The organism is Streptomyces sp. 2131.1 (genome assembly GCF_900105515.1).
Taxonomy (GTDB): Bacteria; Actinomycetota; Actinomycetes; order Streptomycetales; family Streptomycetaceae; genus Streptomyces; species Streptomyces drozdowiczii.
On sequence record NZ_FNSY01000001.1, the window covers coordinates 147,982 to 174,301 of the forward strand.

Genomic DNA, 26,320 nt, shown 5'->3' on the forward strand with positions numbered 1-26,320 from the left:
ACCGCGCCCACACAAGCGCGTAGAACCGCTCCCCGCTGCAGCGCCGGTGCCGGTCGGCCGATCGGGGACGTCGACATCGAAGCCCTGCCGGCGCTGTAGACGCAGGCTGATGCCACGCTCGCCGGCCACGGCGCGCTGACACTCGATGCGAGGGCACCGAGTTCTCCGACTCATCGTTCCTTCGTCTGGTCCCCACCCTCCACGACCTGGGCGACCTCAGAATCGCGAACCCCTCCTTCACCGTCCGACGCCTCCTTACGGTGGTCGGCGCCGATACCCTCCTACACGTTCACCTCAGCGTCAGTGCCGCGCGAGAAATCCACGCCGGCTGAACCACCCCGGCGCGCCGGAAGCGGAACGGGCACATACGCGAAGCATCGAGCGCTGGGACCGCACGACCGACGCCCCACCGGAGTTGATCCACGACGCTCGTGTACAGGCAAGAAGGCTCAGTCCTGACCGCGGACAATCGTGGGCTGCTCGGGCACGCCCTCGGACTGCTCCCCGTCAGCCGGAAGGGGAGCCGACGCGGTCGCCGGCTCACACGTGCGGACCGGGTCGCCTTCCAGATGCACGCTGCTGATCAGACCGTCCTCTGTTGCAGAGTTCACGGGGACTCCATCTTCCTTCATGGTCTGTCGGCCAGGCAGATGTTGCCGGCCCACTCATACGGATACCCCGCCACCTCCGCCGTACCGGACGCAGGAAAGGAAGCGGAGCGGCGGGGACTACATCCATGCTGGAGGGTGGCGTTCGCGGGGTTTCGGGGCGGCTCGGGCCAGGACGATGCGGATCGCGACCGTCGGCGCGGTCCGTGCACCACGGAAGTGCCCCTGATCACGCTATGCAGAGCGTGTTGTATCTGGCGCTTCCGGGTAGTGGGCGAAGGACTGCGAGATGCGGTCAGTCAGACGGGGGAAAAGCATGAAGCAGCAGGCAGCTTGCGAGAGCGTCAACCGGGGCGGGCGCGGGGAAACGGGCTCCATGCGCGGCAGTGCCGCGTACGACATGACGTCGGGTGCGATAGCCCGTGCCCGCGGTTTCGTCCGCGACTTCCTTACCGGGACCGGGTCATCAAAGGGCTGGTCTGTCTCCGAACGTGCGGCGGATGTGGCGCAGTTGGTGGTCAGTGAGCTGGCCACCAACGTGTGCAAATACGCTCCCGGGCCGTGTCTGCTGGACCTGGAGTCCGACGGCGCCGTGCTGAGCATCACCATGTGGGACTCCGGTCCGGTGCTCCCCGCTGCCTCCCCCTGCGACCCGACCCGGATCGGCCGGCACGGCCTGGAACTCGTCCTCATGGTCTGCCAGAGCTTCGAGATCCACCGCGAACCGGTCGGCAAACGCGTGACCGTCCGCCTCTCCCTCCACGACAGCACCGACCACAGCCCCTCCGGCCACACCGCCTGGTAACCGTGGCACCGCACTCGGCCCCTTGAAGCCGGCAACCGAGTGGCCGGGCCGGGCCGCGGGGCCCGCGCCTGACCTGGGTTTGGGGCGTGTGTGGCGGGTGGGGAGTGCGGGGTGCTGCTGATGGCCCACCCCGCGGTGCCGCGGAATCTGATCGACCAGTACGAAGCCCTCGCCGCCGTGGACGCCTCCCACACCGACGGCGCGCAGGTGTCGCCGGCGTATGAACGATGTGGCCGACACGTTGTACGTGTCCACCGGCACTCCTGACATCGACGCGGCACTGATCGCGGCCCGCCACCAGCTGTCCGGAGCCCACCCTCTGGACGACCCGGTCCTGAACCCGGGCTGAACCACCGCCCTCCCCCACCTCGAGAGAACGGACACCCCCACGGGCTCTCCACCCACGCAAACCCGGCGCCGGTCTACGACCTGCTGATAGCCGAACGGGGCGAAGACGTCGCGGACGCGGCACGGGTCACGAAGCAAAGCCTGCGCGAGACGACCGGCACACTCGACTTCAGCCTTCCGGCCGACGAGACCGCTCAGAAGAGACCGGAGGCGCACGGCGTTGTCACAAAGCCTGGTCGGGGAGGTCTGGGCATGGCGGCCCAGGCTCGCCGGACCCGGTCGTCGCGGGCAACCTCGGCTCCGGTAGGGGACTCGGTCCGCTCCAGCATGCCGATTTCGCGCAGCGTCCGGCGCTGGTCGACGCGGTCCGCGGTCGCGTGAGCGTCTCCTATCTGCGGATGGGCGATGGCCGGACCGCGACGCGAAGATCGAGGAGCTGTTGCGCATGTACGGGCACGTGGTCTTCGGCGAGGCCATCTATGAGGCGTGCCAGCGGGATCGGCTGGTCCAGCACTGGAGCGTCATTGGAAAGGAGGAGCGATGGCACCAGAACCGAGGCGGCCTTTTCGTTGAGTTGATCGGCGATGTCGCACAGAACGGTGGCCTGGCTCCGGACATGATCAATCATGTCCGCCCGACCTGAGTGCTCGGTGATGATCCGGTCGAGATTCCAGGTGTCGAGAGAGATCCGGTTGTCGAAGGTGGGTCTTGAACCAGCGACGACGCTCAGAGCAACCGCTGCGATCAAGGCGTCGACACTGAGGAGATGAGCCAATATCTGGTCGGCGTTCCACCCTCCATCGTCCGCGTCGCCGAGGTATGGGTCGGCGGCCGCATCCAGCAACTTGCCGTAAGCACTACGAAGTTCTGCCGTGTCCATGACTTGCTCCATTCATTCGGGGCGTGTAGAACTCGAATCCCGCTCCGCTGCCTCAGCGACGCGTTTGATGTTCTCCAGCCGCCGGTCCCAGAAGGCCGCGAGTGAGGCCATCCAGCGCGCCGTCGCGTCCAGCGCCGCAGGCCGCACCGCATACCGCACTTCGCGTCCGACCCGCCCGCCGGAAACCAGCCCGGCAGTCTCCAGAACGGCGAGGTGCTTGACCACCGCCTGCCGCGAGACGGGAAGTCGTTCGGCGAGTGTCGTCGCAGTGGCCTCGCCCCGTGCGGCGAGCATGTCAAGCAGGTGGCGTCGCGTCGGATCGGCCAGCGCGCTGAGGACGCTGTCGACGACCTCGGTGGCACCGGGAGGTTCTTCCATCACGTGGGGAGCTGTTCGGCGCGCGCCTTGAGCGCGCCGAGCTCCAAAGGCCAGCCTTCGGTGTGGTCCTTCAGGTTCTGACTGCGCAGCTCCCCGGACCCAGCCAGCGCCGCGAATCCACTCTCGACGACGCGCAGCCGCGTCTGCTCGCCTTCCGGGATCAACGTGAACTCCACGAGGGTGCTGTTGTCCTCGCGCAGTTCGTCCCCGGGGAACGCGCTGGTCCAGCGGTACGCCAGATACGTGGGCGGCTCGACCTTCTCTACGCGCACGGGGAAGTCTCCGTGCTCGGCGTTTCTCGCCATCATCGACTCGCCTTCCTCGGCCACAGTGCCGGGCAGGCTGGCCTTGTCGGCCACCCAGAACCCGGGCTGGGCCACCAGCGACCAGACCCGCTCCACGGGCGCTGCGATCAGTACTTCGCGTTCGATCTGGTCCTCGCTCATGAGGGACTCCTTCACCGTCACCATCGGATGCAACCCCAGAGTTGCACTTCGACCGCCCAAGTGCAACCCAACGGTTGCATGTGGCGCTGTGACCGTCATGGCTTGCCGGGTCGAAATGGGGGACCGTGGTGATTGTGGAGATCGTCTTCGTGGGGCTGCCGATCGCTGGTCCCTGCCAAGGCGCGGTGGGCTCAGGGTGCCTGCCGAGCGGACTCAGGGTGACTTCCTGTCCCACGACGGCCAGGCCCGCACTGGGGTCGCGCACTGGCACGGCCATCCAGCAGTGACACAGCCGGTCCGCAAGCAGGGTCATCGGATGCATCGCGGCTAGGTAGTGGGAAAGTGCAGCTTGTCAGGAACGTCGCCTCCGCACAGCGGCCCGGCCGTTCGGCCGCCGGAAGCCGCTGGAGCAACAAGTAGGGTGCCTGCCTGGTCTGTGAGCGATCACGCTAGCTTTGGCCGGATGCAGCCACAGCAGCCTTCCGCCTTCGCGTCCACCTCGACCTCCCCCGAGCAGCCCGGCACCCGCACAAGGACCGTGGTGCTCTCCCTCGTCGCCGGGCTCGTGCTCGGCGCCGCAGGGATGGGCGCCGTGTGGGCGCTGAGCGCCGACTCCAACTCCCCTGTTGCTGACGGGACAGCAGCTGCAGATGCGCGTGCCGCCTGCGGAGCCCTCGACGGGTTCGACCCGGAGAAGTACACGGCCAAGGGCCCTGCCGGCGAGGTCGCCCTCAACCGCTATGCGGCAGCCGGAGCGCTTTCTGCGTCCGCGGCAGCGGGCGACCCCAAGTACAAGGAGCTAGCACAGACCATTCGCCGATCGCAGGAACGCCACGCCCAAGTCTTCATCTTCGACGCGACGGTGAAGAAGGATCTGGCCAAAGCCCGTGAGATCTGCCTGGCTTCGTAGCCCTGCTGACCCCGGCCCGCCGGCGGCGTGGACGATTCCCGTCGTCGGCCGAGCATGCGGCAAGGTGGCCCCTGCCACGGATCCGCTGACAGGGTGCTGTCCTCCACCCCAAGGGCCGCCAAACGCCGATTCGGGGCATGCTCGCCGTGAGCGTTTCGTCGATGCAGCTGCGCAGGCCGGCGGCGCTGGGGCCGATCGGATCGTCTCCGGTGAGTACATAAGCGCGCTGGAAAGCGGTGACGAACGGACGGTGCTCCATGGTCTTGACGGGCCCGGTCAAAGGCGTCGTTCCGCAGGCCGGGGAGACCGAGTCTCAAGGCCTTGTCGGGGCTTTTGCCGAAGGCAGTCACCAGTAGTGGCGACGCCCTCCCACTGCGTGCCCGAGAGCTCCGAGGGCCCACAGCACCGCCCCGATGGCCAACAGGATGATTCCTATGGTCCACAGGGCGCCGATACCGACGATCAGGCCGATGACGAGAAGAATAAGACCGAGGATGATCATGGCATGCCTCCGATCAGCGCACGTCACCAGTGTCACGCCGGTATGGCTGACCCACAACCGGGGCGCTCTGCCCAGCAGCCTCGCGGAGTAGCGCTGCGGGGCGTTACATGCGGCGAGGCGTGGGCACTCGGAGCGCGTCCTGTTTCACGGCAGTGCCCGAACGCGTCGAGGACGCCCGTCAGAAGGGCGATGAGATGACCACGCGCACCCCCCGCCCGCATCGAACCAGGGGCCCAGGAGCCTTGGTCACCGGCGGCTCCCGGGGCCTGGGGCTGTTTGTGGCCCGGCAGCTGGCGGAGCGCGGGTGCATTGTGACCATCGCCGCCCGCGATGCTGACGAACTGGAGCGGGCAGCTGCGCAGCTGCGGGAGGCCACTGGGTCCAGTGTCCGTACGGTCGCCGCTGTGGGTGCCCTGGTGCATGAGGTCCATGAGCGTGACGGCCTCGACCTTGTCATCGCCAACGCCGGCGTCATCCAGGTCGCGCCGGTCGAGGACGTAGGCGCAGCGGAATTGGGCGACGCCATGGACACGATGTTCTACGGCGCTCTGCACACCTCTTTGGAAGCGCTGCCGTACTTGAAGGAGACCCGGGGCCGCCTCGGCCTCATCGGGTCGGTCGGCGGTCTGCTCGGCGTTCCGCACCTGCTGCCCTACTCGTGCGCCAAGGCTGCGGTCGCGGCCCTCGCCGAAGGGCTGCACGCCGAGACGGCGGCGTCGGGCGTCAGTGTCACCGCCGTCCTCCCGGGTCCTATGAGGACCGGATCGCACCGGCAGGCCGAGTTCGGCGGAAACGTCGATGCCGAGTTCGGCTGGTTCAGCACCGCGGCAGGAGCCCCCTTGTTGTCGATGGACGCCGAACGGGCCGCTCGCAGGATCGTGGACGTGGTCATTCAGCGGCGCGCGCGGTTGGTGCTCACCGCGCCGGCCAAAGCGGCCCAGCTCGCGCATGGTGTGGCGCCCGGCCTGACGACCCGGCTCAGCGGCGTCGCCGCCCGGCTGCTGCCATTTCACCATGGATACCGCCGACGAAGTCCGCATCGATGCCCCGCATCGCGAATTGCTCGACCAGATCCTCGACAAGTGGTCGCTCGCCGTTCCCAACGAGCTCTGCGAGCGCCCGTGCCGTTTCAACGAACTGCGCCGGGCCATCCCTCAGGTCACCCAGAAGTCGCTGACCGCTACGCTCCGGCGGCTCGAACGCAACGGTGTCATCGAGCGCGAGGTCGTATCCACGCGTCCGGAGGCCGTCAGGTACCGGATCACGGGACTGGGCAAGACCCTCCGGCACCCCATCGATGTGCTGCTGGCGTGGACCTCGCAGCACATGCCCGCCATCGAGCGCGCACGCGAGGACTTCGACGAACGCGAGGACGCCCGCCTGTGATGCGCCGCCTGCCCGGCCGGATCCGGCTCAGGAAGGGTGAGTCGGCGGGAGCTGCCATCGGCCCGTGTGGCCGGGCGGCAGTTCCATGTCGCGCCTGATCGCCGTGTAGTACTTCGCCCGGGCCGTCCGCTGCCTCTCGATCTGCGCCGTCCAGCTCTCAGCGGTACAGCCGGGAGCACACACGAGGCCTTCGACCTCCATCACGGTGAGGGCTCATCCGTGCGCGGCCTCCACGACCTCCGGAGAGCCGAGCATCAGCAGCCCTTCTCCGGCTGCGGACCGGGCATCCGCGGCGTCAATCAGAAGAGGCGTCGCCTCTGTGGGCGGCAGGGGGTGCGGATAGCCGTCGTTGCCGAGATGCGCTGCGACTCGACGATGGAGGGTAACGGTCTTCTTCAGCGTCAGCGCGTAGTCGGTGTAGGCCGCAAGCTGCCGCTCCTGCCATCGCGCCGCGTGCTCCCGACGGAACCTCGCCCGGTCGCCGCGCATGACCACCACGTACGAGCCGAAGGCTCCGAGCATCACTCCGAGCAGGGCAGGAAGTTGCTTGATGAAGTCTGACACCGGCGCATGGTAGTACTGCGCGGATCCCGGGGCCGAAGCACGGCCCGGCCGAGGTGTCCTGGTGACGGCCCTGTCCGGTCCGGAGGAGAGAATGCTCGAATGGCAGTGAAGGAACTCCGTCCTCACCAGCGGGAAGCTGTGGACGCTGTGCTACGCGCTCTCGAAGTCTCCGGACGCGGAGGCGTGCCCGAGCGAGGGCTCCGGACACAGGTGGTCATGGCGACCGGCTCGGGCAAGACCCTCGTCGCCGCCCGGAGCGCTCAAGAGCTCCGCGCCGGCCGCGTCCTCGTCCTCGTCCCCTCACTGGACCTGCTCACCCAGACCGAGGCCGCGTGGCGCGATGCGGGCCGGGCCGGTCCGGTCATCGGGGTCTCGTCGCTGCGCGGTGAGGACGCTTCCTTCCCGAACACCACGGACGTCGAGGAGCTGGTCGACTGGGTCCGGCCGTTCGACAAGGTCACCGTGTTCGCCACGTACGCCTCGCTCGGCCTCGGCACGCTGGAACGCGCCCACGCCGCGGGCCTTCCCGCGTGGGACCTGATCGTCGTGGACGAGGCTCACAGGACTTCGGGCCGGATCGGGAAGCCGTGGGCCGTCGTCCACGACAACAGGCGTGTCCCGTCCCTGCGCCGCCTCTACATGACCGCCACGCCCCGTCTGTGGCAGCTGGACGAGGACGCCGGCCGCGGGGCACCGCCCGAGCTGGTCGCGAGCATGGACGACGACCCGGGCAGCCCGTTCGGCAGCAGGGCGTACACCCTCACCCTCTCCGAGGCGGTGGACAGGGGCATCTGTGCGCCGTACCGGGTGGTGTGCCTGGACATCACCGACACCCGGCTCCAGGCCGCGCAGCTCCTGGGCGTGGAGGGCAGTTCGGACGAGGTCCGCGGGGCTCGGCTCGCCACACTCCAGGCCGCACTGCTCAAGGCCGCCTCGGAGGAGGGGTTCCGGCGCACGCTGGTCTTCCACCACATGGTCCGAGAGGCGGAGGCGTTCGCAGCCGGCCTCCCCGACGCCGCGGCGCGGCTGCACGCCGCCGACCCCGAGCTCTACCCGCGCACGATCTGGGCCGACTGGCTGTGCGGGGAGCACAAGCCTCTTCATCGGCGGCGCGTGCTCGACGAGTTCGCGGCCGGGGTGGTCCCCGACGGCACCGTCATGGAGAAGAGCTTTCTGGGATCGGTGAAGGTGCTGGGCGAAGGGGTCGATATCAAAGAATGTGACTCCGTGTACTGGGCGGACGTACGCGGCTCCATGCCCGATCTCGTACAGGCCGTCGGCCGGGCGCTGCGGATGCAGCCCGGCGAGGGCAAATTCGCCTCGCTCGTGGTTCCGGTACTCCTCGGGCCCGGCGAGACGGTTGACAACATGCTCACCAGTCGGGCGTACGGCGGGCTGGCGAAGCTGCTGGAGGCCCTGCGCGCACATGACACCCGAGTCGTGGAGCAGCTCGCCGAGCAGCAGGCGCGCAGCAGTGTCCGGGGTGTGCAGAGCCGATCGGGCCGCGCGGAGGACGAAGAAGCCCTTGACGCGCTGAGCGACCAAGGGGTGTCGGTGCCTGCCAGGGAGCTGCTGAAGTTCTCCGTCCCGCGCGACCCCGCGCAGCTGGCCGCGTTCATCAACCTGCGCGTCCTCAACCCCGAACACGAGCACTGGCGGCGCGGCGTCGAGGCCGCCGGCATCTACCACCGGCTCCACGGCGACCTCAAGGTGCCCTTCATCTACCGCGTGCCCTCCGCCGCCGACAACGACGACGGCGAGGTCGTAGAGGGCCAGGGCGAAGAGGTCGATGTGTGGCCGGCGTCGCTCGCCGGTTTTCCCCTCGGTCAATGGACGGCCGACGCTCGGAGGTTCCACGCCCGTGGGGACATGGCTGATGACCGCGTCGCGCAGCTGGAGAAGCTGGGCATGGTGTGGTCGCACTACGACGTCGCCTGGGAAGAGGGCCTCTCCGCGGCGCGCGGATGGGCGGCGGAGGCGGGTCACCTCCTGGCCCCCACCGACGCCGTCTTCCGGGGCTACCGAGTGGGGATCTGGCTGAAGAACGCGCGGGCCGCGGCCCGGAGGGCGGCCGAGTACGAGCAGCGGCCTGCCGAAGGGCTGCGGCCGGCGTCGTCGGCCGGGGCCCTGACGGACGAACGACGCGAGCAGCTGGAGGAGATCGACCCGGCCTGGTGCCCGGCCTGGCCGGTGGAATGGCAGCGCTGCTTCCACCTCGTCCGGATTCACCTGGAGGCCGGACACCCGCTACCGACCGGGCCCGGCGACGTGATGGACCAGGGCGAGGATTTGGGGCGGTGGGTACGCACGGTCCGATACGGGTGGGACAAGCTCACCGGCGTACAGCAGTGGATGTGCGAACACGTCCTCGGGATCGAGCCCGCCGGCGAGGACGAGCAGCCTCCGCCGCGCCGTACACAGGCCGACAAGTGGGCGATGAACTACGAAGCCGCCAAGCAGTTCTATGAGCGCGAAGGGCATCTGCGGGTTCCCAGGAAGCACATCGAACGGGTCGTTGTCGGTAGCGACGGCAGGCACGGCGGCATCGGCGAAGAGGCGGAGTTCCGGGACCTTCGACTTGGTGCGTGGATCGGGAATCAGCGCAGCCGGGCCGCCGCCCTCTCCCCCGAGCGGGTCGAGCAGCTCTCCGATATCGGCATGCGGTGGAGCTAGGTCGAGAGGCGAGGCCCCTGTACGTGCCTCGTCGATCGTGAGCTCGACGTGCCTGCGCAGGTGACGGCCGGCAGGGCGAAGGCCTCGGGGGGCGTAAGTCGCTCTCGCAGAGGGACCGCCGACAAGCCGGCCGGGGAATCCGATGACGCCGCGCGGCTCCGGCGTCGAGAATCGCGGTATGCATGACGTGAAACTGTCCGACGGGGTCGTCACTCTGTCCCCGCTGCGCCTGGACGACGTGCGGGCCCACCTCGCGGGGGAGGACGAGCTGCTCGTTCGCTGGCTCAACGGAGGCCCCGGCACGCGCGAGGGCGTCGAAGCGTACATCCGGCACTGTCGGGAACAGTGGGACACCGCCGGGCCACTACGTGCGTTCGGCATCCGTGTGGGTGTCGGCGGGGTCCTCGCGGGCACGGTCGACTTGCGGTTCGCGGGAGAGGGCCTGGCGCCCGGTCAGGTGAATGTCGCCTACGGCCTCTATCCGTCGTGGCGGGGGCGTGGCCTTGCCACCCGCGCGGTCCTGCTGGCCTCCCGGTACGCGGCGCGTGTGGGCGGGGCGCAAGCCGTCATCCAGGTGGAACCGGAGAATCCCGCGTCTGCCGCAGTCGCTCAGCGGGCAGGGTTCACCCCCGGAAGCCCCATGCACGGCAAGGACGGCACGCGCTTCGACCGGTACGTTCGGGACCTCCGCACCACCGCCATGTGACGTGGCGTCATGGTTCGGTCGCCTCGCATGCCCCTGGCCGACCACCTCGTATCAGCGACCGAAGGCTTCCCCCAGCCGTCGCGCATGCTCACGCACGAGCGCCGCATCTCCGGGGAAGCAGCTGGACCAGTCCTCGCCCAGGGGCGTCCACGCCGCCGGCTGCCCGTTCTCCGGGGCCAGAGGCGTTGCGGCGTTCGTGATCGCGACGAACGACAGGCCGAGCGTCGCCGCCAACCCGGCGCCGTAGGAACGCACCGTCGCGGCGGCGGGCTCAGGCAGTAGTTCTGCCTCGACGCCGGTCTCCTCGAAAAGCTCGCGGCGCGCTCCTTCACGGGGCGTCTCCCCGGACTCGACGCGGCCGCCCGGTGGGACCCAGCCACGCCACCGGTGGTGGACCAGCAGCACTTGGGCGAGGTCCTCGTCGAAGACCCAGACCTCTGCGGCAAGCGGTTCCGACGGCCCCTTCCCGAGGCCGTCCAGCCATTGGCGGGCGCCGTCGAACTCCCCTGCCGCCAGACGGACATCGGCGGCCGCAGCCTCTGCCACCCGGGGGTCAAGCGCTTCACGAGTCATGGGGACAACATAGAGGGAGGGTCTGACACCGAGGCCCCGTCATCGCGCAGCGGCATTCCCCGCCCTGCCCGACGGCACCGCGGCTTCACGCCTGCCTCGGTCAAGAGGCAGGCGTGCGTGCGAAGCCCGGCATGCGGTGCGGGAACGGGTGGTCAGTTGGTCCAGAGGACGGGACTGTCGCTGTACGCGTCGCCTTCCTCGAACGAGGCGACCGTGATGGGGTCCGTCTTCGTGGCACTGAGCGAGCAGGTCTCGTACGAGGCGCCCTTGGTGGTGAAGTCGCGGGGCGCCGTCTCGTTGTCGCACTTGCCCGGGAGGTCGCCGATCAGAATGACGCCCGTGGGGGCGCCGCCGTCCAGCTTGCCGCGCAGCCGCAGCGAGGAGTAGGACAGGTCGGTGCCGCCGACGTTCTCGACCTTCATCCGGATGTAGTAGGGCGTCATGCCCTTCGCCTTGTCGCCGAACGGGGCCATGTCGGCCTCGGCGCCCTTCTCGATCGCCGTGACGGTAACGGCGACGGTGCCCTTCTTGCTGGTGCCGTACTTGAACGGGACAACCGCCCGGTCACCGACCTTGAACTTGGTGCCCGGTGCGGCGACGGCACCACTGGGCGCGGCGGAGGCATCGTCGCTCGGCTCCGCGGACGGGCTCTCGCTGCTCGGGGCGGACGGGGCAGGGGCGGAGGCCGAGGGCGATTCCTGCGCCGATGCCGAGTCGTCGCCGTCGTTGCAGGCCGTGAGCCCGAAGCCCAGGGTGGTGGTGAGGGCGACTGCGAAAACGATGCGTCCCTTGTATGTCATTTCGACCTAACTCGCGATGGGGCTGCGCTGGGCAACAGCAGTTCAACAACTGGACCGAGTCACCGGCGGTTCGACCAGGAATGCCGGGGCGGCACGGCTACGGCGACGCGTCAACGAGGCGCGCCGTGTCGCGTAACTCAGCCTGAGGCAGGAATGACACAGCCTCGTCGCAGCCCCGGCACAGCCGCGCGACGGGGCGCCGGGGCCACGAGGTTCAGTTCTTCGGCACTTTCAGCTTCTTCCGGATCCGAGGACCTGAACGCGCATCTGGCCGCAGGGTGGCGTCGACGGTCGCTGCCCGCCACTTCCCCATCGTCTTCGGGGTCCGCCGTTCCGCGGCCCCCGCGGCTGGAGTCCGCTGGGTGTGGGAGACGGGGCGGCGGAAGGTGTGCACCGTGTCGCCCGCGATGACCGACCGTCCACCTGGGCACGCCCGATCCCGCGTCCTGGTCGGGCACGGCGCGCAACAACGCGGTCAGGCGTGGGACGGCGGCTGCCAGCGAGGCGCGGGTCCTCTCGTGCTCGGTGACGGGATCGAACGTCGTGACGGTGCCCGTACCACTCCCCCAAGTCGCGGACGGAGCCGCAGGTTACCGTTGAGTAGCATGTCCGCGACAGCCCGAACCCGTAATTCCCAGCCGGGCGACTGTCGGACCGTTTATGATGCCGCTATGCATCTCTCATCGTGTCGTAGCTGGTGGCGCTCCCCGTAGGAGCGGCTACCTCTCACGCACGACCGGGCCGTTCGGATGGACGGCCCTTCTGTGTTCCCTGGTACGGGGACGTGTCGTCCGGCGGCGATACGACCACCAGGAGACCCTGTGAACACCACCACTCAGCCGGCAGGTCCGAACACCGACGCCCCTGCCGTCGAACCGTCCGCCGACGTACTCGGGACGACCGCCGCACACGTGCGCAGCGGGGCGCTGGAGAAGCAGATCCTCGACGACCCTTCGCAGTTCCGTGTACTGACGGGTGACCGTCCTACCGGACGTCTCCATCTGGGGCACTACTTCGGCACCCTGCACAACCGGGTGCGTCTTCAGAACCTCGGGGTCGAGATGTTCGTCATCGTCGCGGACTACCAGGTCCTGACCGACCGCGATGTGGCGGACAATCTCACCGAGCACGTCGAGGAACTGGTCCTCGACCACCTCGCCATCGGAGTGGACCCGGCTCGCAGCACGATCTTCACGCACAGCGCCGTCCCCGCCCTCAACCAGCTGCTGCTGCCGTTCCTGAGCCTCGTCTCCGTGCCCGAGCTGAACCGCAACCCCACGGTCAAGGACGAGATCGTCCACTCGCGGCAGTCCTCGGTCAGCGGGCTGATGTTCACCTACCCCGTTCACCAGGCCGCCGACATCCTCTTCTGCAAGGCCAATCTGGTACCGGTCGGACAGGACCAGCTCCCCCACCTGCAGATCACCCGCACCATCGCCCGCCGATTCAACGACCGCTACGGCTCCGGCGCCGCGGTCTTCCCCCAGCCCGAGGCCCTGCTGTCGCCCGCACCGCTGGTCCTGGGTACGGACGGGACCAAGATGAGCAAGAGCCGCGGCAATGCCATCAACCTGGCCGCGGACGCCGACGAGACGGCGCGGCTGATCAAGGGGGCCAAGACCGACTCCGAGCGCCACATCACCTATGACCCGGTCGCCCGCCCAGAAGTCTCCTCGCTCCTCCTGCTGGCCGCTCTCTGCGAGGACCGCGCTCCTCAGCAGGTGGCGGACGACATCGGCACAGCGGGTGCCGCCGCGCTCAAACGTACGGTCACGGAGGCGGTCAACGAGTACCTGGCCCCGATCCGGGCCCGCCGCGCCGAGTACGCCCGGGACCGCGCGTACGTCCGTCGGACACTGCGCGAGGGCAATGAGCGAGCGGGAGCCGTGGCCGATGCCACCCTCAGCGAGGTGCGGGCCGCGATGAACAGCGACTACTGACGAGCGCGGACCGGGAAGGCGAGGGCGCCTGTCAGGTGGGCAGGTCGCCGTCGCCGCCCAGGTTGGCGACCATGCGGCGCAGGACGTTGATCGTGGTCACGAAGTCGGCCGTTTCGATGCCTTCGTGCGTCTGCCGGTGCACGCGCAGGTTGCGCTCCTCGGCCCGGACCCGTCCCTCCTCCCCCGCCCCGGTGAGCGTCATGAGCCCCTCGTCCTCGGTCAGCCAGCCTCGGTCGACGAGGTCGTCGAAGACCTCGTCGAAGTCGATGCCGAGGTCGTCCCACTGCTTCAGACGTCCGGTCAGCGCGCCACGGGTCCACCTGCCCGGTTCCCCGGCCACGTGGTTGAGCGTCCACCAGTGCGGCTGCGTGAGGGTCTCCACCGCCAGCTGCTCGCGAAGGGCGCCCACCACCAGCCGGCTCGCGACGCCGGTCCACGCGCCGATGGGCTGGGCGGCCAGCTCCTGTTGTGTGTACTCCTTGAGCGTCATGCTCACGGGTCCCTCCTCGTGGTCTACGGATTACGGTCAACGTAGAACCTCGAGCCGAGTTGAGGTCAACCGTTGCCCCGAGGCGAACAGGGCTGCGCGGGGCCGCCTCTGTTCCGTCCGGGGCGGGCGGTCGGCGAGAACCGGCTCAGGTATCCGTCGAGGCCGTCGGGCGTGTCCCCGGCCCACCCCACGTATCCGTCCGGCCGCACGAGGAACAGTCCCGTGCCGTACGCATCGTGCGCGCCGCCCCGGACCACGCGTGCCACCGGGCCCGTGACGCCCTCGGGCGCCTCGGTGCCCAGCGCGAGCAGTGTCCAGTGCGGGCCGCGGAAGGCGTCGAAGAGCCGTACGCCGTCCACCGTGCCGTCGGGTGCCCGGTCCCCTGCCCGCAGCGCACCGTCGGGGGCGGCGTCGCGCGCCTCCAGCGTCAGCGACGACTCGCGGTACCCGAGGCCCAACTGCCTTGTCGCGTCACCGCGTCGCACCTCGCCCCGGTGGACGCCGGTCGAGAGGTCGAGCATCTGCGCGGCGATCGGGCGCCGCTCCTCCTCGTAGCTGTCCAGGAGCGCGGCCGGCGCACCGCCCGTCAGCACCGCGCCCAGCTTCCAGCCCAGGTTGTAGGCATCCTGGACGCTGGTGTTGAGGCCCTGTCCGCCCGCCGGCGAGTGCACGTGAGCGGCGTCGCCGGCCAGGAAGACCCGGCCCGACCGGAAGCGGTCGGCGAGGGCGGCACGCGGGCGGAAGTCCGAGGCCCAGCGCACCTCGGTCAGGTTCTCGGCGGGGATGTGGGAGCGGTCCGCGACGACCTTGCGGATGCCGTCCGGGGTGAGGTCGACGTCGGTCCCCTCCGGGAACCTCGCGGTCACCTGGAAGACCTCCGTCCCGGCCAGCGGGCAGATGGCGAGGAAGTCGGCGCCCTCGCGCGGCGGGAAGATGTGCCAGTTGTCGCGGTCCAGGCCGTCGATCCGGACGTCCGCGACGAGTGTCGGGTTCGGGTCGACGGTCTCCCCGGTCATGTCGATGCCCAGGGCGCGCCGCACCGCCGACCGGCCGCCGTCCGCGGCGACCAGGTAGCGGGCCCGAAGGGTGTCGCCCGAGGAGAGGTGTGCGATGACGCCCTCCGCGTCCTGGGCGAGGTCAACGACCTCCCGGCCGAGGGCGACCTTCCCGCCCAGCTCCGCCAGCCGCGTCGCGAGAATTTCCTGTGTGCGCCACTGCGCCACCATCCAGGGCTTGTTGTACGGCGAGCCCTCGCTGGGCTCCGCGGGGTCGAACAGGTGGTGCTCGCCGGCCCGCTCGCCGTTCTTCCAGACCATCCCGACCGGGTAGGTGCCGCCCGCCGCGTGGATGGCGTCGAGGACTCCGAGGTCGTCGAAGACCTCCATGGTGCGGGGCTGGAGTCCCTTGCCCCGTGAGCCGGGGAACAGCCTTTCGCCGCGCTCCAGAACCCACGCGTCCACCCCGCGCCGGGCCAGGTCGACGCCGAGTGCGAGCCCGGTGGGGCCGGCGCCGACGATCAGTACGTCCGTGTCCACGGCGATTCTCCTTAACGCTGTTAAGTAGCAACTGGTCCGAGAGTGGCCTTAACACCGTTAAGCTGTCAAGTGTGAGTACCGAACGACGCGCGCCCCTGGACCGCCGACGGGTCGCGGACACGGCGCTGAGGCTGTTGAACGAGGTGGGGCTGGACGGGCTGACCCTGCGCGCCATCGCCAGGGAGCTGGACGTCAAGGCACCTGCTCTGTACTGGCACTTCAAGGACAAACAGGCGCTGCTCGACGAGATGGCCACCGAGATGTTCCGGCGGATGATCGCGGGGACTCCCCTCGACCCGGCCGAAACCTGGCGGAAACGGCTGCTGAGGACCAACCGAGCCCTTCGCACGTGTCTGCTCGGCTACCGGGACGGCGCCAAGGTGTTCAGCGGCTCGCGCTTCACCAGCACGGTGCACGCCGAGCAGATGGAGGAGAACCTCCGGTTGCTCACCGCCACCGGGCTCACGCTGGCCCAGGCGGTGCGCGCGGCCACGACGACGTACTTGTTCACACTCGGCTTCGTCATCGAGGAACAGGGCGTCGAGCCCACGCCGGGCCGGCGCCGTGAGGGTTTCGATGTGGACGAGCGTGCCCGTGCGCTGGCCGCGTACCCACTGACGGCCGCGGCGGGCGCGGAGATCTTCTCCGACTACGAGCGGCACTTCGAGGAATCGCTCGACCTGGTGATCTCGGGCATCGCAGCGGCCCACGGCCTCGATTGACCGCACACCCGCCGGAAGGGCCCGCGCCTCGGTTCGACGACGACCCCCGCGTCAGTGCTCCCGCCGGGGGTACACGCGAGACGTAGACACCGGACCGATGAAGGGAACACCATGGGGGACTCGCTGCGCGCAGTGGGCTGGGCGCGGTCGCTGCCTCTGCACAGCGAAGTCAAGAGCGCGCGGGAATGGGCACGCGGCCACCTGGAGACGCTTCCGTGGGCCGTCGACGCCTCGGAGGTGCTCGACGATGTGCTGCTGACCGTCTCGGAACTGGTCACCAACGCCCATGTTCATGCCGACAGCAGCGCGCAGTTGGTGATGACGTGGGACGAGCGTTGTCTGCACGTCGCCGTCCACGACTCCTCGGCCACACTGCCCACGCCGCAGCCGCCGAGCGACGAAAGGCCGGGCGGCCGGGGCATGTTTCTCGTCGACGCGCTGGCCGACGACTGGGAGGCCCGCCCCTGCCACGACGGCAAGATGGTGATCGCCTGCTTCCGCCCCCCGCTGGCCGGTCAGCACGAGGGCTGACGCGCTCAGCACGGCAACGCCCCTGTGGTACTCCCCGACTTCGGGCGCCGGATGACCGGATCCGAGCGGCGCGCGGTGGTGTGTCGCCTACACACTGTTCCTGTAGCGATCGGATCTTGCGGACGCCGACGCCCTGTTCGGGCCTAGGCTTCCGGGCGGCCGATGGCAGTCCGCAGACCACTCACGGGGGACACGATGACAGAGCCCGAAGACGCCTACCGGCCGCCCGCTGACGGCGCACCGCACGGCTCACCCTATGGATCGCCACCCGGCGTTTTCGGGCCACCGCCCCCGGCTCCGCCGGGCGTCCCGCCCCAGCACTACCCGTACGGTGCTCCTCAAGGCGTTTTCGGGCCGCCGGTGCAGGGCCCCTACCCCCCGCCCGTACCGCCGCAGCTGCCGTACGGCCCCCCGCCGGGTTCCCCGTACGGTCCGCCTCCGATGCCGCCGGGCGGTCCGGGGCGGCGCACACGCTTTCTGCTGTTCGGCGGTGTCGGGGTGCTGGTCGCCGGGCTGGTGGCCGGGCTGCTGGTCTGGCACGGCGGCCCTGACTCGAAGGAACCGGTGGCCAAGCGTGACCTGCGGCCGTTCCGGCAGGCCGTGGCCGCGCTGGCCGACAGCCCCGGTCTGCGGTACCAGGATTCCGGCACCGCCCCGATGAGGCGGGATGTCACGGTCACCGCCTCGGGCAGCCGTTTCGGCACCGTGGACTATGGAAGCAGCGCGCTCGCCCAGGAGGTCCTGCACATCGGTGGCAGGACGTTCACCCGGCACCAGAAAACGGAATCCGGAACCGGGTCCGACGAGGACACCTCGGACAAGTGGACGGCCGAGGACGACGGCGCCGGTGTGACGACGGCGATGGTCGAGCACATGCCGGCCCCGCCCGACCTGGCCACGCAGCTCTCGAAGGCCCTGGACAAGCTGGAGGGCACCCCGGCACCCACCGGGTCCGCGCAGCCTCCCGCCGTCCACGGCACGCCGGCCCTCGCCGTGGACACCTCCGCCGGGCGCCTGCTCGTGACCGCGAAGAAGCCCCACCGGGTGCTGCGCCTGGCGTCGTACGGCCCCTCCGGGTCGGCCGGGGCCTCCGACGGTTCGGCCCAGTCCGCCTCGCTCCGGTCGAGGACGGTCACGGCGCAGGGGGACGAGGAGGACGAGGACCCCTCGGAGAGCCCCGAGGTGACCGACGGCCCCCTCGAAGGCGGCGATTCCGAGGGCCTGGACCTGGCACCGGTCGCCGAGGACGCAGTGGACCCCATGTTCGACACGCTGGAGAAGCAGACGAAGGAGCTGAAGAACGCCACCGACAGCGGCATCACCCTCGCCCTGAGCAGCGGCGGAACGGTCAAGTGCAGCTCCGGCGGATGCACGGCGAAGAACAGCTTCGCCGGGACCATCACGACCAGCGCCAAGAGCCGTCTGGTGAGCGGCAAGGTCACCGCGGTGATGACCGCTTCCTTCAGCATCGACGGCAAGGCCGCGGGCCGGTGCACCAGCCCGCAGAGCTCCTTCTCGGTCAGCGGCACCACCGTCTCCGGCAGTCTGTCGTGCTCCGATCCGGGCGCCGGACCGACCTTCGCCTCGGTCGAGACGCAGAAGAAGAACGAGGCACGGGCCCGTTCCCGGGCCAGCGGCGGCCGAATGGTCCAGTACCGCATTCCGTACCGCGCCGACACCCTGATCAACGCCTACGCCCTGGCTACGACCGAGGTCAGGAAGCTGGTCGCCAAGGTGCGGCAGGAACGGGACGACGTCGGCTGCACGGTGCGCAGCGGCTCGGCCTCCGGCGCGGGGGCCCGCACGGACGGCGTCACCGAGCGCGCCGGGGTGCTCCGCGCCGCGGTCCTCGCCGGCCACCATACGTACGCCTGGGCCGGGTTCGAGACCGGAAAGGCCAAGTGCCCGGACGCGAAAGCGACGAGTGCCGCGGACACGATCACCGGGCGGGCGGCGGACGGCAAGGTACGCAAGTCCAGCAACTACCACCCGCACTTCGGCGACGAGCGCGTGGCGGAGATCCTGAAGAGCCCCGACGCGGTGTATCTCTCCCAGGGAGGGCGCGGGACCCTCATCTTCCGCAAGGGTGAGGACATCGTGGTGACGAAGGGACCGGGGGCCGGAGTGGGCGACGTCATCACGGGCTACGGCCCCTCCGGGAAGAAGGGACCGAGCGGAGCCGAGGCTCTCGGCGGCTCACCCGACGACCCGGGGCCCCCGGTGACGCACGAGGACATCGTGAACGGCAGGATCCCCGACACCAAGGGGGGCTTCATGCCGCCCGCGAGACGTATCCGGTGAGGGTCACGGTCGGCGACGCCATGACCGCCGAGACGACGGACAGCCCCCTCGCCTTCACCCCCCGCTTCGACTTCCGGGACCTCCAGCTGATCGTCGCGGGGTACGTGGACCCGGCCGGACGGGAACGGGAGCTGTCGGACACCTTCGGCAGCCTGCCGTGGTTGTGGTCGCAGGACGACTACCTCCGCTTCAACCGGGACAGCGGGGAGCTGCGCAGTCTCACGTTCTTCGTGCCGGCGCGGTCCGTCTCCGCGTACCGGGCCTACGCGGACCACGACGAACCCCGGCCCCGGGCGGCGGGGCTGCGCGCGGACGCCGTACGGGAGTTCGTCATGCCCCCGACCACGGTCTTCCACTGTGACCCCGGTGCCGGCGAACTGCGCGCCTGCGGAAGCGTCCGCGTTCTCGGCACGCGGCCGGACGCGCGGTTCGCCATCGCCCCCGATGTGGCGCTCCTCGTCCATGAGGGGGCGGTGACCGGATGGGGCCTGAGCGATCCCGCGCGGTACCTGACGGACGGCTTCGCCGAGCCCTCGCAGGCTCCGCCGGCCCCCACGACCCGGATCCGGCTGGCCGAGTGCCTGGAGCTGGTCTCCTCGCCGCTCGTCGACCGCGTCATGGACCGGGCCCCCGAAGCGTGGCGCAGGCTTCGGGCGGCCGAACGCGCCCTGCGTGAACAGCGGGAGGACCGACCCCGTGCGGACATCCTGCACGGGGTGATCAGCCGCCTCATCGAGGACTACGAGGGGTGAGCCGCGAGCACCGCGTGGATCCGGTCCGCCGTTCCGCGCGGGCGCAGGACATAGCCGTTGTGCCCGCCCGGGAACGTCTCCAGGCCCACCCCCAGGGCGTCGGCGAGCATCGCGGCACACGTGTGCGTCCAGACGTGGCCCGACGTCTCGCCGGCGGCCGCCACGACGCGGGCGGGTGTGCCCTCGAGCGCCGCCGTGTCCAGGACGTGCGCCCTGATGGCCGGCAGGTCATGGGTGAGGAGGACCTCCGCATTCCGCAGGTGGTCGGGGCCCGGAGCGCGTACCGGGGCGTCCGGTTCGCGGTCCTGCGGGTCGATGTCGAGGCCGGCCGCGAACCCGCGCATCGCGGCGTCCGCGCCCTTGGCCCTGAATGTGTTCTCGACGGTGAGGAGTTGGCCGATGGCCTGCTCGGATTCCGGTAGGAGGCTGGTGACCGGGGGCTCGTGTGCGATGACTGTCGCGACCTGTCCGGGGTGGCCGGCGGTCAGCTCCAGTGCGATGAGCGCGCCGAGGCTGGTGCCGTAGATCCGTGCGGGCTCCGGCGTGAGGGCGCGGAGCAGGTGGGCAACGTCCTCGGCATGCGTGGCGATGGTCTTCGCGGGGGCGTCGGTGGTACTGCCCGACAGGCCGCGGCGGTCGTACGTGACGACGGTGTACCGGTCGGCGAGGTGGCGGGCGAGCGGTTCGCAGGCGCCGATGCCGTGGTGGCCCCCGGCGATGAGCAGGAGCACGGGGCCCTCGCCGCGGACGGTGTGGCGCAGGCGGGCGCCCGGTACGGACAGCAGGGATTCCCTCATCGTGCGACCACCGATCTTTTTGCCGGACGGGCCTCGTACGGGCCCTGGGCCGATCGTGCCGCCGTCGGGGCCCTGCCGGGAGCGGAGCGCTTCCCCTAGGACCGGCGGTCCCAGGACGGGCGGTCGCAACACCGTTACGCTGGGGGGGACATGACACTGAAGCGTCCGGACCTCGCCGACTTCCTCCGCCGGTCCCGGGAGCGGCTGACGCCGCGCGACGTCGGGTTCGTCGAAGGGCCCAGGCGGCGGACCCCGGGGCTGCGCCGCGAGGAGGTCGCCGTCCTCGCGTGGATGTCCGCCGACTACTACGTGCGCCTGGAGCAGGCGCGCGGCCCCCAGCCCTCCGTCCAGGTGCTCGGCGCGCTGGCGGGGGCGCTGCGGCTGACCGAGGACGAGCGGGACCACCTGTACGTGCTCGCCGGGCACCGCCCGCCGGAGGGTGCGCGGGCCGGAGAGTATCTGCGTCCCGGGCTGCGGTATCTGCTCGACCGCCTGGACGGTGTGCCGGTGCAGGTGGTGAGCGATCTGGGTGACCTGCTGGCGCAGAACGACCTGGCGCTCGCGCTCTTCGGGTGCGTGTGCACGGTGGCCGACGAGGACCGGAACATCGTGGTGCGCCGGTTCACCGACCCGGGCGTCCGCGGTCATTTCGCCACCGATGAACACGAGGAGCAGGCAAGGCAATTGGTGGCCGATCTACGGGCTGCGACCACCCGTCGCGGCGATGACGCGGCGTCTCGCTCGCTGGTGGCGCGGCTCCGCTCCGCGAGCCCGGAGTTCGTCGCGCTGTGGAACCGGCACGAGGTCGCCGTACGCCGGTCGCATCCGTACCGGCTCGTCCACCCCGACCTGGGCAGGATCGAGCTGGACTGCGAGGTCCTGGCCACGCCCGCGGTGGACCAGCGGTTGCGGATCTTCACGCCTCCGCCAGGGGGCACGTCGGTGCTGGACGAGTTGCGCGTGCTGGGTCCGCAGCACCGGCACGACTGAGGGGCGGTACGGGTGTGACTGGACGGACCGGCGGACCGGGCCGCCAGTGCGGTCAGCCGTACCTGGCCACCCGGTACAGGCGAGCAGGCAGTCGGTGTTGGAGTACACCCCCGGAGGGCCGGGGCGCACCGCCCCGGCCCTCATCCGCGCACACGTGTTACGGGTGTTCCGGCGCGGTGGGTCCGGCGCCCGACTCGGTCTTCATCGCCTTGGCCTCGCTCTTGAGGATGCGGGCGGACTTGCCCAGGGAACGCGCCATGTCGGGGAGCTTCTTCGAGCCGAACACCATGATGACGACAAGCGCCACGATGAGCAGGTGCCACGGTTCCAAGCCGTTGCGGAGCATCACACCACCTCTTTCCTTCGCCGTTGTCGCCCGTGCGTGCGCCACGCTCGCACAGCCGTATTGGTTGCTACATCGCGCAACTGTACAAGCCTGACCTGTGGGCGTTCCGGCGACCGACGCGAGTGGCGGCCTCGCGCGAGACGCCCCGGCACCGCGGCGAAGCCGGCCGGGCCGTGAGGCAGCGGGTGCGGCGGTCGCCGGGCGGCCATCACCGTGGCAAGGGCCAGTGGCGGGCCGGGGCACCCCCCGCGGTGCGGGAACACACGCGGGGGGTGCCGTGTGGGTGCTACTTCAGGTGCCGGGCGAAGAACTGGACCGCCGGGTCTCCGGCGTGCTGCGGGACTCCGGTGTGCCCGCCCATGTGGGCGTGCAGGGACTTCTCCTCGGTACCGAAGGCATCGAACAGGTCGAGCGACGCCTGCCGGTCGTTCCTCTCGTCGTCCCACTGCAACAGGACGTGCAGCGGGGTGGTGATCCGGCGGGCTTCCTCGAACGTGGCGCGCGGGACGAAGCTTCCGGCGAAGAGGACGGCGGCTGCGAGGCGCGGCTCGACCAGCGCCAGCCGGACGCCGATGGAGATCACTCCGCCCGAGTAGCCGACCGGGCCCTCGATCCCGGGCAGCGCGAGGAGCGCGTCCAGGGCCGACTGCCATTCCGGGACCGCCCGGTCGACCAGCGGGAGGACCACGGCGTCGATGATCTCGCCGCTGAGCCGTTCGCCCGCCTCCAGGGCCCGACGCATCTCGGCGCGGGCTTGGTCGAGGTCCGGCAGACGGGGCCGGTCGCCGCAGCCGGGGAGCTCGATGGTGGCTGTGGCGAAACCCTCCGCCGCGGAGTGCCGGGCCCGGTCGAGCAGCCGCGGATACATCTTGTCGAGGCCGAGCGTGGGGTGGCCGAGGAGGATGAGCGGCACCGGTGCGGACGCCGACGCGGATGCGGGGGTCCAGAGGATGCCGGGGATGTCACCGAGGGTGAAGGAGCGTTCGAGTACGCCGTCGTCGAGGCGCTGCTCGGAAGTGAAATGCATGGTCGTGCCTTTCGGGAGTGCACAGGGTGGCGCTCCCGGACGACCTGCCTATCGCCCGACCGTGACCCCGGAGGGGAGCACCCATGTCGATACTTGGTTCACGGGTACCACCTCCTCGTTCTTTCGCACGGCCGGGGACGAACGTAGCAGTTTGCCGCCGGCGTCGGCTAACGGGTTTCCGTACGGACCTGCCGGTCGCGCACGGCGGCGGCGAGCAGGGCCACGACGATTCCGGCGAACGCCCAGGCGCCGAGGATCCACAGCGCGCCCGTGATGTTGTTGCCGCCGAAGTAGACCGTGTTGCGCACCACCGTCGTACCGGCTCCGGGTGGCAGGGCCCGGCCGATCGCGGCCCAGAAGGGCGGCAGCAGGGACGCCGGGTAGACGCCGCCGGAGCTCGGGTTGCCGAGGATCGTGAAGATGAGGATGGTCAGGCCGAGGCCGATCGTGCCGAGCAGCGACTGGAGCGCCACACCCACGGCCCCGGAGGCGAACACGACCAGGGTGCCGATGCCGACGAGCTCCCAGAAGGCGCCCGGCAGGCAGTGCAGCACGGGGCCCACGATGACGGCGCCCCCGATCCCGGAGATGAAGGCGTAGGGCACCATCGCCGCGAGCCGCACGATGGAGCGACTGAGGGTGGGACGCTTGGAGCCGGCCGCCATGTTCAGCGCCGACGCGGCGAGGTAGCCGCCGATCGTCCAGCTCAGTACGAGGTAGAAGGACGACAGTCCGCGCGAGTCCCCCGCTGCCGGCGGGCGGATGTCGCGGACGGTCAGGGCGCGGTTCTGCGTCCGCTCGACGGTCGCCACGACCTTCGCCGCGGCGTCCGCCGCCGAGGGGCCGCCCGCCGAGGCGATGAGCAGGGTGTCGGTACGTCCGGTCACCGCCACGATCAACGCCGCGTCGGTCCTGCGCTCCAGGATCCGGGCACGGGCCTGGGCGCGGTCCTGTACCGCGGTGACGTGCACCGGGTCGCCGGGCAGTGAGTTGAGCCGGGCGACGAGGTCGGCCTCCACCGCGCGCGGGGCGACCAGCGTGATCGGGATGCGGTGCGGCTCGGGCGCGTGGAAGGCCCCCATGTACGAGAGGGCGAAGCCCAGTTGGAGCAGGAGCACGCCCACCATGACGAGGACGGCCCTGGTGGTGATCGCGTCCTTCATCTCCGTCCACGCGTCGACCCTCGTCGTCGAGCCTGTTTCATCCGCCACGTGACGTACCCGCTCTCAGCCGTGATTGCCCGGTGCACCCATTCCGCCGACATCCTCATCCCCGGTCGGCGTGGTGCGAAGAGAACACGCATGGCCGGTGGCGTACCCACCCGTTCGGCGGAACAGCGGTGCGCGGCCCGGTCACTCCTGGCGTTCGAACCGGTGCGCGGCCCAGAGCAGGGCCACAACGCCGCTGATCAGGAGCAGGACGGCTTTCACGGCGAGTGGGACGGGGTGTCCGGCCCAGGTGACACCGCCGACGACGGCCCCCGGGGTCCGCAGAGCGATGCTGTCGCGGAGCATGTCGACGCCGTAGGCGAGCGGGTTCGCGGCGGCCAGGGCATGGGTCCAGGCGGGGAGGGTGCGCAGGGGGAAGAAGCCGCCGGAGAGGAACAGCAGGGGCATCATCATCACGCCGAGCAGCGTGTGGAACGTCTCGGGCCGTCGCAGGCTCACGGCCAGGGTCAGGGCGAGGGCGGTGATCGTGAAGGAGATCAGGGTCATGCCGGCGAGGAGCAGGGTCAGGAGGAGCGGGTCGTAGGGCAGGCCGACGACGCCGGCGAGAGCGAGGAGCACGGCGCCCTGGAGGGTGGCGACGAGGGTGCCGCCGGCGCAGCTGCCGAGGAGCAGGGCCGAGCGGCTTACGGGAGCCATCAGGAGTTCGCGGAGGTAGCCGCTCTGCCGGTCGGTGATCAGGCGGATGCCGACCAGGATGGCGGGCGTCTGCACGGTCATCATCAGCATGCCGGGGAAGAGATAGGTCTGGTAGCCGACTCCCAGCTTCGAGTCGGGGATGAGGGCGGCGAGGCCGCCTCCGAGGATCAGCAGGTACAGCACCGGGTGGAGCAGCATCAGCGCGGTGTGGGCGCGCTGGCCGGCGAGGCGCAGCAGGTCCCGGTGGATCAGGCCGTGGACTGCGCGCAGTTCGTGTCGCAGGCGCGTCGGCCGGTCGCCGTCGCGGGTGGTGGGTGCGTCGAGAGGGAGCGCGGTCACCGGCCTCCTCCGGGCAGTTCGCTGTTGATGCTGCGGCCGGTGTGGTGGAAGAAGACGTCGTCGAGGGTGGGCGGGGTGGCGGAGGCGGCGCGGACGGCGATGCCGTGGCTTTCGAGGGCCGCGCAGAGGCGGGGGATCCAGGAGCTGCCGTCGGACAGACGGAGGCAGACCCCGTCGGGGTCCGTGGCGACGGTGTGGCCCGGCGGCACGATGCGCCGGACGATCTCGTGCGCCGCGTCGTCCTGGCTGGTGCGCAGCACGACGCGGTCGTCGCCGATGGCCGCCTTCAGGGCGAGGGGTGCGCCCTGCGCGACGAGCCGGCCGTGGTCGATGATGGCGACGCGGTCGCAGGTGGCGGCCTCTTCGAGTTGGTGGGTCGTGACGAAGAGGGTGCTGCCGTGGCGTTCCCGCAGGGCGTACAGGTGGTCCCAGATCTGTGCGCGGGCATGGGGGTCGAGGCCGGTGGTCGGCTCGTCCAGGAACAGAACGCTCGGCGCGTGCAGGAGTTGGCGGGCGATCTCCAGTCGGCGGCGCATGCCACCCGACAAGGTGCGTACGGGGGAACGGCGCCGGTCGGTCAGTCCGGCCACGTCCAGGACCTCCGAGGTGCGCTGCCGGGCGTAGCCGCGGCGCAGTCCGTAGAGCCGTGCGTGGATGTGCAGGTTCTGTTCCGGCGTCAGGTCCGGGTCGAGGGCGCTCTGCTGGAAGAGCATCCCGACCCGCTGCCGGACCTGGTGGGGCTGGGTACGGACGTCGGCGCCCGCCACCGTGGCGTGGCCGGAGGTGGGGCGGGCGAGTGCGCACAGCATGGCGATGGTCGTGGACTTGCCGGCGCCGTTGGGTCCGAGGAAGGCGAAGGTCTCGCCGCGCCGGACGTCCAGGTCCAGGCCGTCGACGGCCGTGGTGGTGCCCTGGGGTCCGGGGTAGCTCTTGACCAGGCCGCGCGTGGTGACGGCGTACTCGGGCTCGGGCGGTCGGGGTGTGGTGCGGGGGCCGAGGGTGGGCTCATGGGCGAGTTCCTCGTCGCCGGTGTGCAGTGGCATGGGGCCGGTCCTCACCTCTGGTTGGCCGTTGGGTTCCGGCCGGCGGCTGTCCCGGGACAGCCG

The 26,320-nt window shown here is 70.3% G+C and carries 26 protein-coding genes and 3 pseudogenes; 13 read left to right on the plus strand and 16 right to left on the minus strand.

Features of this window, described 5'->3' with window-relative positions; translation table 11 throughout:
* Positions 1-449: 449 nt before the first annotated feature.
* Positions 450-611 (minus strand): hypothetical protein, encoded by a 162-nt coding sequence (locus BLW14_RS34365; protein ID WP_177153866.1) that lies wholly within the window; start codon positions 609-611, stop codon positions 450-452.
* Between the two features lie 373 nt (positions 612-984).
* Between BLW14_RS34365 and BLW14_RS00790 the strand changes: the two genes are divergently transcribed.
* Together BLW14_RS00790 and BLW14_RS00795 are read left to right on the plus strand one after the other, a co-directional pair.
* Positions 985-1,413, plus strand: coding sequence for an ATP-binding protein (locus BLW14_RS00790; RefSeq protein ID WP_093703278.1), 429 nt, complete (start codon positions 985-987; stop codon positions 1,411-1,413).
* Between the two features lie 114 nt (positions 1,414-1,527).
* Positions 1,528-1,762, plus strand: a pseudogene (locus tag BLW14_RS00795) (DUF5133 domain-containing protein).
* A gap of 387 nt (positions 1,763-2,149) precedes the next feature.
* Here BLW14_RS00795 and BLW14_RS00805 read toward each other — a convergent pair.
* Genes BLW14_RS00805 through BLW14_RS00815 form a run of 3 tightly spaced genes read right to left on the minus strand, consistent with a single transcriptional unit; the run spans position 2,150 to position 3,465 of the window.
* Positions 2,150-2,641, minus strand: a complete 492-nt coding sequence (locus BLW14_RS00805) for a hypothetical protein (protein ID WP_143051987.1) — start codon at positions 2,639-2,641, stop codon at positions 2,150-2,152.
* Positions 2,642-2,653: 12 nt separating this feature from the next.
* Positions 2,654-3,019 (minus strand): ArsR/SmtB family transcription factor, encoded by a 366-nt coding sequence (locus BLW14_RS00810; protein WP_093710601.1) that lies wholly within the window; start codon positions 3,017-3,019, stop codon positions 2,654-2,656.
* Complete coding sequence (locus BLW14_RS00815) at positions 3,019-3,465, minus strand: SRPBCC domain-containing protein (RefSeq protein WP_093710602.1); 447 nt, start codon at positions 3,463-3,465, stop codon at positions 3,019-3,021. The genes BLW14_RS00810 and BLW14_RS00815 overlap by 1 nt, the downstream gene beginning before the upstream one ends.
* A gap of 463 nt (positions 3,466-3,928) precedes the next feature.
* Here BLW14_RS00815 and BLW14_RS34370 point away from each other — a divergent pair, with 463 nt between their 5' ends.
* Positions 3,929-4,375, plus strand: a complete 447-nt coding sequence (locus tag BLW14_RS34370; RefSeq protein ID WP_177153867.1) for a hypothetical protein — start codon at positions 3,929-3,931, stop codon at positions 4,373-4,375.
* A gap of 346 nt (positions 4,376-4,721) precedes the next feature.
* On the opposite strand, the gene BLW14_RS34375 is transcribed toward BLW14_RS34370, so the two are convergent.
* Positions 4,722-4,877, minus strand: coding sequence for a DUF6131 family protein (locus BLW14_RS34375; RefSeq protein ID WP_093703282.1), 156 nt, complete (start codon positions 4,875-4,877; stop codon positions 4,722-4,724).
* 194 nt (positions 4,878-5,071) lie between these two features.
* Here BLW14_RS34375 and BLW14_RS00830 point away from each other — a divergent pair.
* Together BLW14_RS00830 and BLW14_RS00835 are read left to right on the plus strand one after the other, a co-directional pair.
* Positions 5,072-5,647 (plus strand): annotated as a pseudogene (locus BLW14_RS00830) (SDR family NAD(P)-dependent oxidoreductase); the annotation flags it as partial.
* A 244-nt stretch (positions 5,648-5,891) separates the two neighbouring features.
* Positions 5,892-6,263: a winged helix-turn-helix transcriptional regulator gene (locus BLW14_RS00835; RefSeq protein ID WP_093703284.1), complete on the plus strand. Its 372-nt coding sequence runs from the start codon at positions 5,892-5,894 to the stop codon at positions 6,261-6,263.
* Between the two features lie 27 nt (positions 6,264-6,290).
* On the opposite strand, the pseudogene BLW14_RS00840 reads toward BLW14_RS00835, so the two are convergent.
* A pseudogene (locus BLW14_RS00840) lies at positions 6,291-6,827 on the minus strand (hypothetical protein).
* A 99-nt stretch (positions 6,828-6,926) separates the two neighbouring features.
* On the opposite strand from BLW14_RS00840, the gene BLW14_RS00845 reads away from it, so the two are divergent.
* Complete coding sequence (locus tag BLW14_RS00845; RefSeq protein ID WP_093703286.1) at positions 6,927-9,500, plus strand: DEAD/DEAH box helicase; 2,574 nt, start codon at positions 6,927-6,929, stop codon at positions 9,498-9,500.
* A 142-nt stretch (positions 9,501-9,642) separates the two neighbouring features.
* Positions 9,643-10,206, plus strand: coding sequence for a GNAT family N-acetyltransferase (locus BLW14_RS00850; RefSeq protein ID WP_177153868.1), 564 nt, complete (start codon positions 9,643-9,645; stop codon positions 10,204-10,206).
* 51 nt (positions 10,207-10,257) lie between these two features.
* On the opposite strand, the gene BLW14_RS00855 is transcribed toward BLW14_RS00850, so the two are convergent.
* Both BLW14_RS00855 and BLW14_RS00860 read right to left on the minus strand, forming a co-directional pair.
* Positions 10,258-10,779, minus strand: coding sequence for an NUDIX hydrolase (locus BLW14_RS00855; RefSeq protein ID WP_093703287.1), 522 nt, complete (start codon positions 10,777-10,779; stop codon positions 10,258-10,260).
* A 152-nt stretch (positions 10,780-10,931) separates the two neighbouring features.
* Positions 10,932-11,579 carry a hypothetical protein gene (locus tag BLW14_RS00860; protein WP_093703289.1) on the minus strand — a complete coding sequence of 216 codons (648 nt, stop codon included), beginning with the start codon at positions 11,577-11,579 and terminating at the stop codon, positions 10,932-10,934.
* Between the two features lie 821 nt (positions 11,580-12,400).
* Between BLW14_RS00860 and trpS the strand changes: the two genes are divergently transcribed.
* The gene (gene trpS, locus BLW14_RS00870; RefSeq protein ID WP_093703291.1) at positions 12,401-13,519 is read left to right on the plus strand and encodes a tryptophan--tRNA ligase; all 1,119 of its coding nucleotides are present in this window, start codon (positions 12,401-12,403) and stop codon (positions 13,517-13,519) included.
* Between the two features lie 31 nt (positions 13,520-13,550).
* Here the strand turns inward: trpS and BLW14_RS00875 are convergent, their stop codons facing one another.
* Both BLW14_RS00875 and BLW14_RS00880 read right to left on the minus strand, forming a co-directional pair.
* A complete protein-coding gene (locus tag BLW14_RS00875; RefSeq protein ID WP_093703294.1) occupies positions 13,551-14,015 on the minus strand; it encodes a MarR family transcriptional regulator in 465 nt (154 codons plus the stop codon).
* A gap of 59 nt (positions 14,016-14,074) precedes the next feature.
* Positions 14,075-15,544, minus strand: coding sequence for an FAD-dependent oxidoreductase (locus tag BLW14_RS00880; protein ID WP_093703296.1), 1,470 nt, complete (start codon positions 15,542-15,544; stop codon positions 14,075-14,077).
* Positions 15,545-15,615: 71 nt separating this feature from the next.
* Between BLW14_RS00880 and BLW14_RS00885 the strand changes: the two genes are divergently transcribed.
* From BLW14_RS00885 to BLW14_RS00900, 4 genes are all read left to right on the plus strand, one after another.
* Positions 15,616-16,266: a TetR/AcrR family transcriptional regulator gene (locus BLW14_RS00885; RefSeq protein ID WP_093703298.1), complete on the plus strand. Its 651-nt coding sequence runs from the start codon at positions 15,616-15,618 to the stop codon at positions 16,264-16,266.
* Positions 16,267-16,377: 111 nt separating this feature from the next.
* The gene (locus BLW14_RS00890; RefSeq protein WP_093703300.1) at positions 16,378-16,797 is read left to right on the plus strand and encodes an ATP-binding protein; all 420 of its coding nucleotides are present in this window, start codon (positions 16,378-16,380) and stop codon (positions 16,795-16,797) included.
* 441 nt (positions 16,798-17,238) lie between these two features.
* A complete protein-coding gene (locus tag BLW14_RS34380) occupies positions 17,239-19,098 on the plus strand; it encodes a hypothetical protein (RefSeq protein WP_177153869.1) in 1,860 nt (619 codons plus the stop codon).
* A gap of 20 nt (positions 19,099-19,118) precedes the next feature.
* Positions 19,119-19,850, plus strand: a complete 732-nt coding sequence (locus BLW14_RS00900) for a hypothetical protein (protein WP_256332627.1) — start codon at positions 19,119-19,121, stop codon at positions 19,848-19,850.
* Here the strand turns inward: BLW14_RS00900 and BLW14_RS00905 are convergent.
* Positions 19,838-20,647 (minus strand): alpha/beta fold hydrolase, encoded by an 810-nt coding sequence (locus BLW14_RS00905; RefSeq protein WP_093703304.1) that lies wholly within the window; start codon positions 20,645-20,647, stop codon positions 19,838-19,840. The two genes, BLW14_RS00900 and BLW14_RS00905, sit on opposite strands and share 13 nt — an antisense overlap.
* Positions 20,648-20,797: 150 nt before the next feature.
* Between BLW14_RS00905 and BLW14_RS00910 the strand changes: the two genes are divergently transcribed.
* Positions 20,798-21,637 (plus strand): helix-turn-helix transcriptional regulator, encoded by an 840-nt coding sequence (locus BLW14_RS00910; protein ID WP_093703306.1) that lies wholly within the window; start codon positions 20,798-20,800, stop codon positions 21,635-21,637.
* Positions 21,638-21,794: 157 nt separating this feature from the next.
* Here BLW14_RS00910 and tatA read toward each other — a convergent pair whose 3' ends face one another.
* The 5 genes from tatA to BLW14_RS00940 all read right to left on the minus strand — a co-directional run bounded on the left by tatA (position 21,795) and on the right by BLW14_RS00940 (position 26,257).
* On the minus strand, positions 21,795-21,983 hold the full coding sequence (gene tatA / locus BLW14_RS00915) for a Sec-independent protein translocase subunit TatA (protein ID WP_177153870.1): 189 nt from the start codon (positions 21,981-21,983) through the stop codon (positions 21,795-21,797).
* Between the two features lie 286 nt (positions 21,984-22,269).
* Positions 22,270-23,010, minus strand: coding sequence for a dienelactone hydrolase family protein (locus BLW14_RS00920; RefSeq protein ID WP_093703310.1), 741 nt, complete (start codon positions 23,008-23,010; stop codon positions 22,270-22,272).
* 167 nt (positions 23,011-23,177) lie between these two features.
* The gene (locus BLW14_RS00930; protein ID WP_093703314.1) at positions 23,178-24,173 is read right to left on the minus strand and encodes a DUF3533 domain-containing protein; all 996 of its coding nucleotides are present in this window, start codon (positions 24,171-24,173) and stop codon (positions 23,178-23,180) included.
* 189 nt (positions 24,174-24,362) lie between these two features.
* The gene (locus tag BLW14_RS00935; RefSeq protein WP_093703316.1) at positions 24,363-25,214 is read right to left on the minus strand and encodes an ABC transporter permease; all 852 of its coding nucleotides are present in this window, start codon (positions 25,212-25,214) and stop codon (positions 24,363-24,365) included.
* The gene (locus tag BLW14_RS00940) at positions 25,211-26,257 is read right to left on the minus strand and encodes an ABC transporter ATP-binding protein (RefSeq protein ID WP_093703318.1); all 1,047 of its coding nucleotides are present in this window, start codon (positions 26,255-26,257) and stop codon (positions 25,211-25,213) included. The genes BLW14_RS00935 and BLW14_RS00940 overlap by 4 nt, the downstream gene beginning before the upstream one ends.
* Between the last annotated feature and the right edge of the window lie 63 nt (positions 26,258-26,320).

What these genes read in the sequence shown, in the direction of transcription:
- BLW14_RS00910 (WP_093703306.1), top strand. Translation starts at nt 20,798, where the DNA reads ATGACACTGAAGCGTCCGGACCTCGCCGACTTCCTCCGCCGGTCCCGG.
- BLW14_RS00930 (WP_093703314.1), bottom strand. Translation starts at nt 24,173, where the DNA reads ATGAAGGACGCGATCACCACCAGGGCCGTCCTCGTCATGGTGGGCGTG.
- tatA (WP_177153870.1), bottom strand. Translation starts at nt 21,983, where the DNA reads ATGCTCCGCAACGGCTTGGAACCGTGGCACCTGCTCATCGTGGCGCTT.
- BLW14_RS00805 (WP_143051987.1), bottom strand. Translation starts at nt 2,641, where the DNA reads ATGGACACGGCAGAACTTCGTAGTGCTTACGGCAAGTTGCTGGATGCG.
- BLW14_RS00900 (WP_256332627.1), top strand. Translation starts at nt 19,119, where the DNA reads ATGACCGCCGAGACGACGGACAGCCCCCTCGCCTTCACCCCCCGCTTC.
- BLW14_RS34380 (WP_177153869.1), top strand. Translation starts at nt 17,239, where the DNA reads ATGCCGCCGGGCGGTCCGGGGCGGCGCACACGCTTTCTGCTGTTCGGC.
- BLW14_RS00890 (WP_093703300.1), top strand. Translation starts at nt 16,378, where the DNA reads ATGGGGGACTCGCTGCGCGCAGTGGGCTGGGCGCGGTCGCTGCCTCTG.
- BLW14_RS00860 (WP_093703289.1), bottom strand. Translation starts at nt 11,579, where the DNA reads ATGACATACAAGGGACGCATCGTTTTCGCAGTCGCCCTCACCACCACC.
- BLW14_RS34375 (WP_093703282.1), bottom strand. Translation starts at nt 4,877, where the DNA reads ATGATCATCCTCGGTCTTATTCTTCTCGTCATCGGCCTGATCGTCGGT.
- BLW14_RS00940 (WP_093703318.1), bottom strand. Translation starts at nt 26,257, where the DNA reads ATGCCACTGCACACCGGCGACGAGGAACTCGCCCATGAGCCCACCCTC.
- BLW14_RS00905 (WP_093703304.1), bottom strand. Translation starts at nt 20,647, where the DNA reads ATGAGGGAATCCCTGCTGTCCGTACCGGGCGCCCGCCTGCGCCACACC.
- BLW14_RS00850 (WP_177153868.1), top strand. Translation starts at nt 9,643, where the DNA reads ATGACGCCGCGCGGCTCCGGCGTCGAGAATCGCGGTATGCATGACGTG.
- BLW14_RS00835 (WP_093703284.1), top strand. Translation starts at nt 5,892, where the DNA reads ATGGATACCGCCGACGAAGTCCGCATCGATGCCCCGCATCGCGAATTG.
- BLW14_RS00815 (WP_093710602.1), bottom strand. Translation starts at nt 3,465, where the DNA reads ATGAGCGAGGACCAGATCGAACGCGAAGTACTGATCGCAGCGCCCGTG.
- BLW14_RS00845 (WP_093703286.1), top strand. Translation starts at nt 6,927, where the DNA reads ATGGCAGTGAAGGAACTCCGTCCTCACCAGCGGGAAGCTGTGGACGCT.
- BLW14_RS00810 (WP_093710601.1), bottom strand. Translation starts at nt 3,019, where the DNA reads ATGGAAGAACCTCCCGGTGCCACCGAGGTCGTCGACAGCGTCCTCAGC.
- BLW14_RS34370 (WP_177153867.1), top strand. Translation starts at nt 3,929, where the DNA reads ATGCAGCCACAGCAGCCTTCCGCCTTCGCGTCCACCTCGACCTCCCCC.
- BLW14_RS00920 (WP_093703310.1), bottom strand. Translation starts at nt 23,010, where the DNA reads ATGCATTTCACTTCCGAGCAGCGCCTCGACGACGGCGTACTCGAACGC.
- BLW14_RS00790 (WP_093703278.1), top strand. Translation starts at nt 985, where the DNA reads ATGCGCGGCAGTGCCGCGTACGACATGACGTCGGGTGCGATAGCCCGT.
- BLW14_RS00855 (WP_093703287.1), bottom strand. Translation starts at nt 10,779, where the DNA reads ATGACTCGTGAAGCGCTTGACCCCCGGGTGGCAGAGGCTGCGGCCGCC.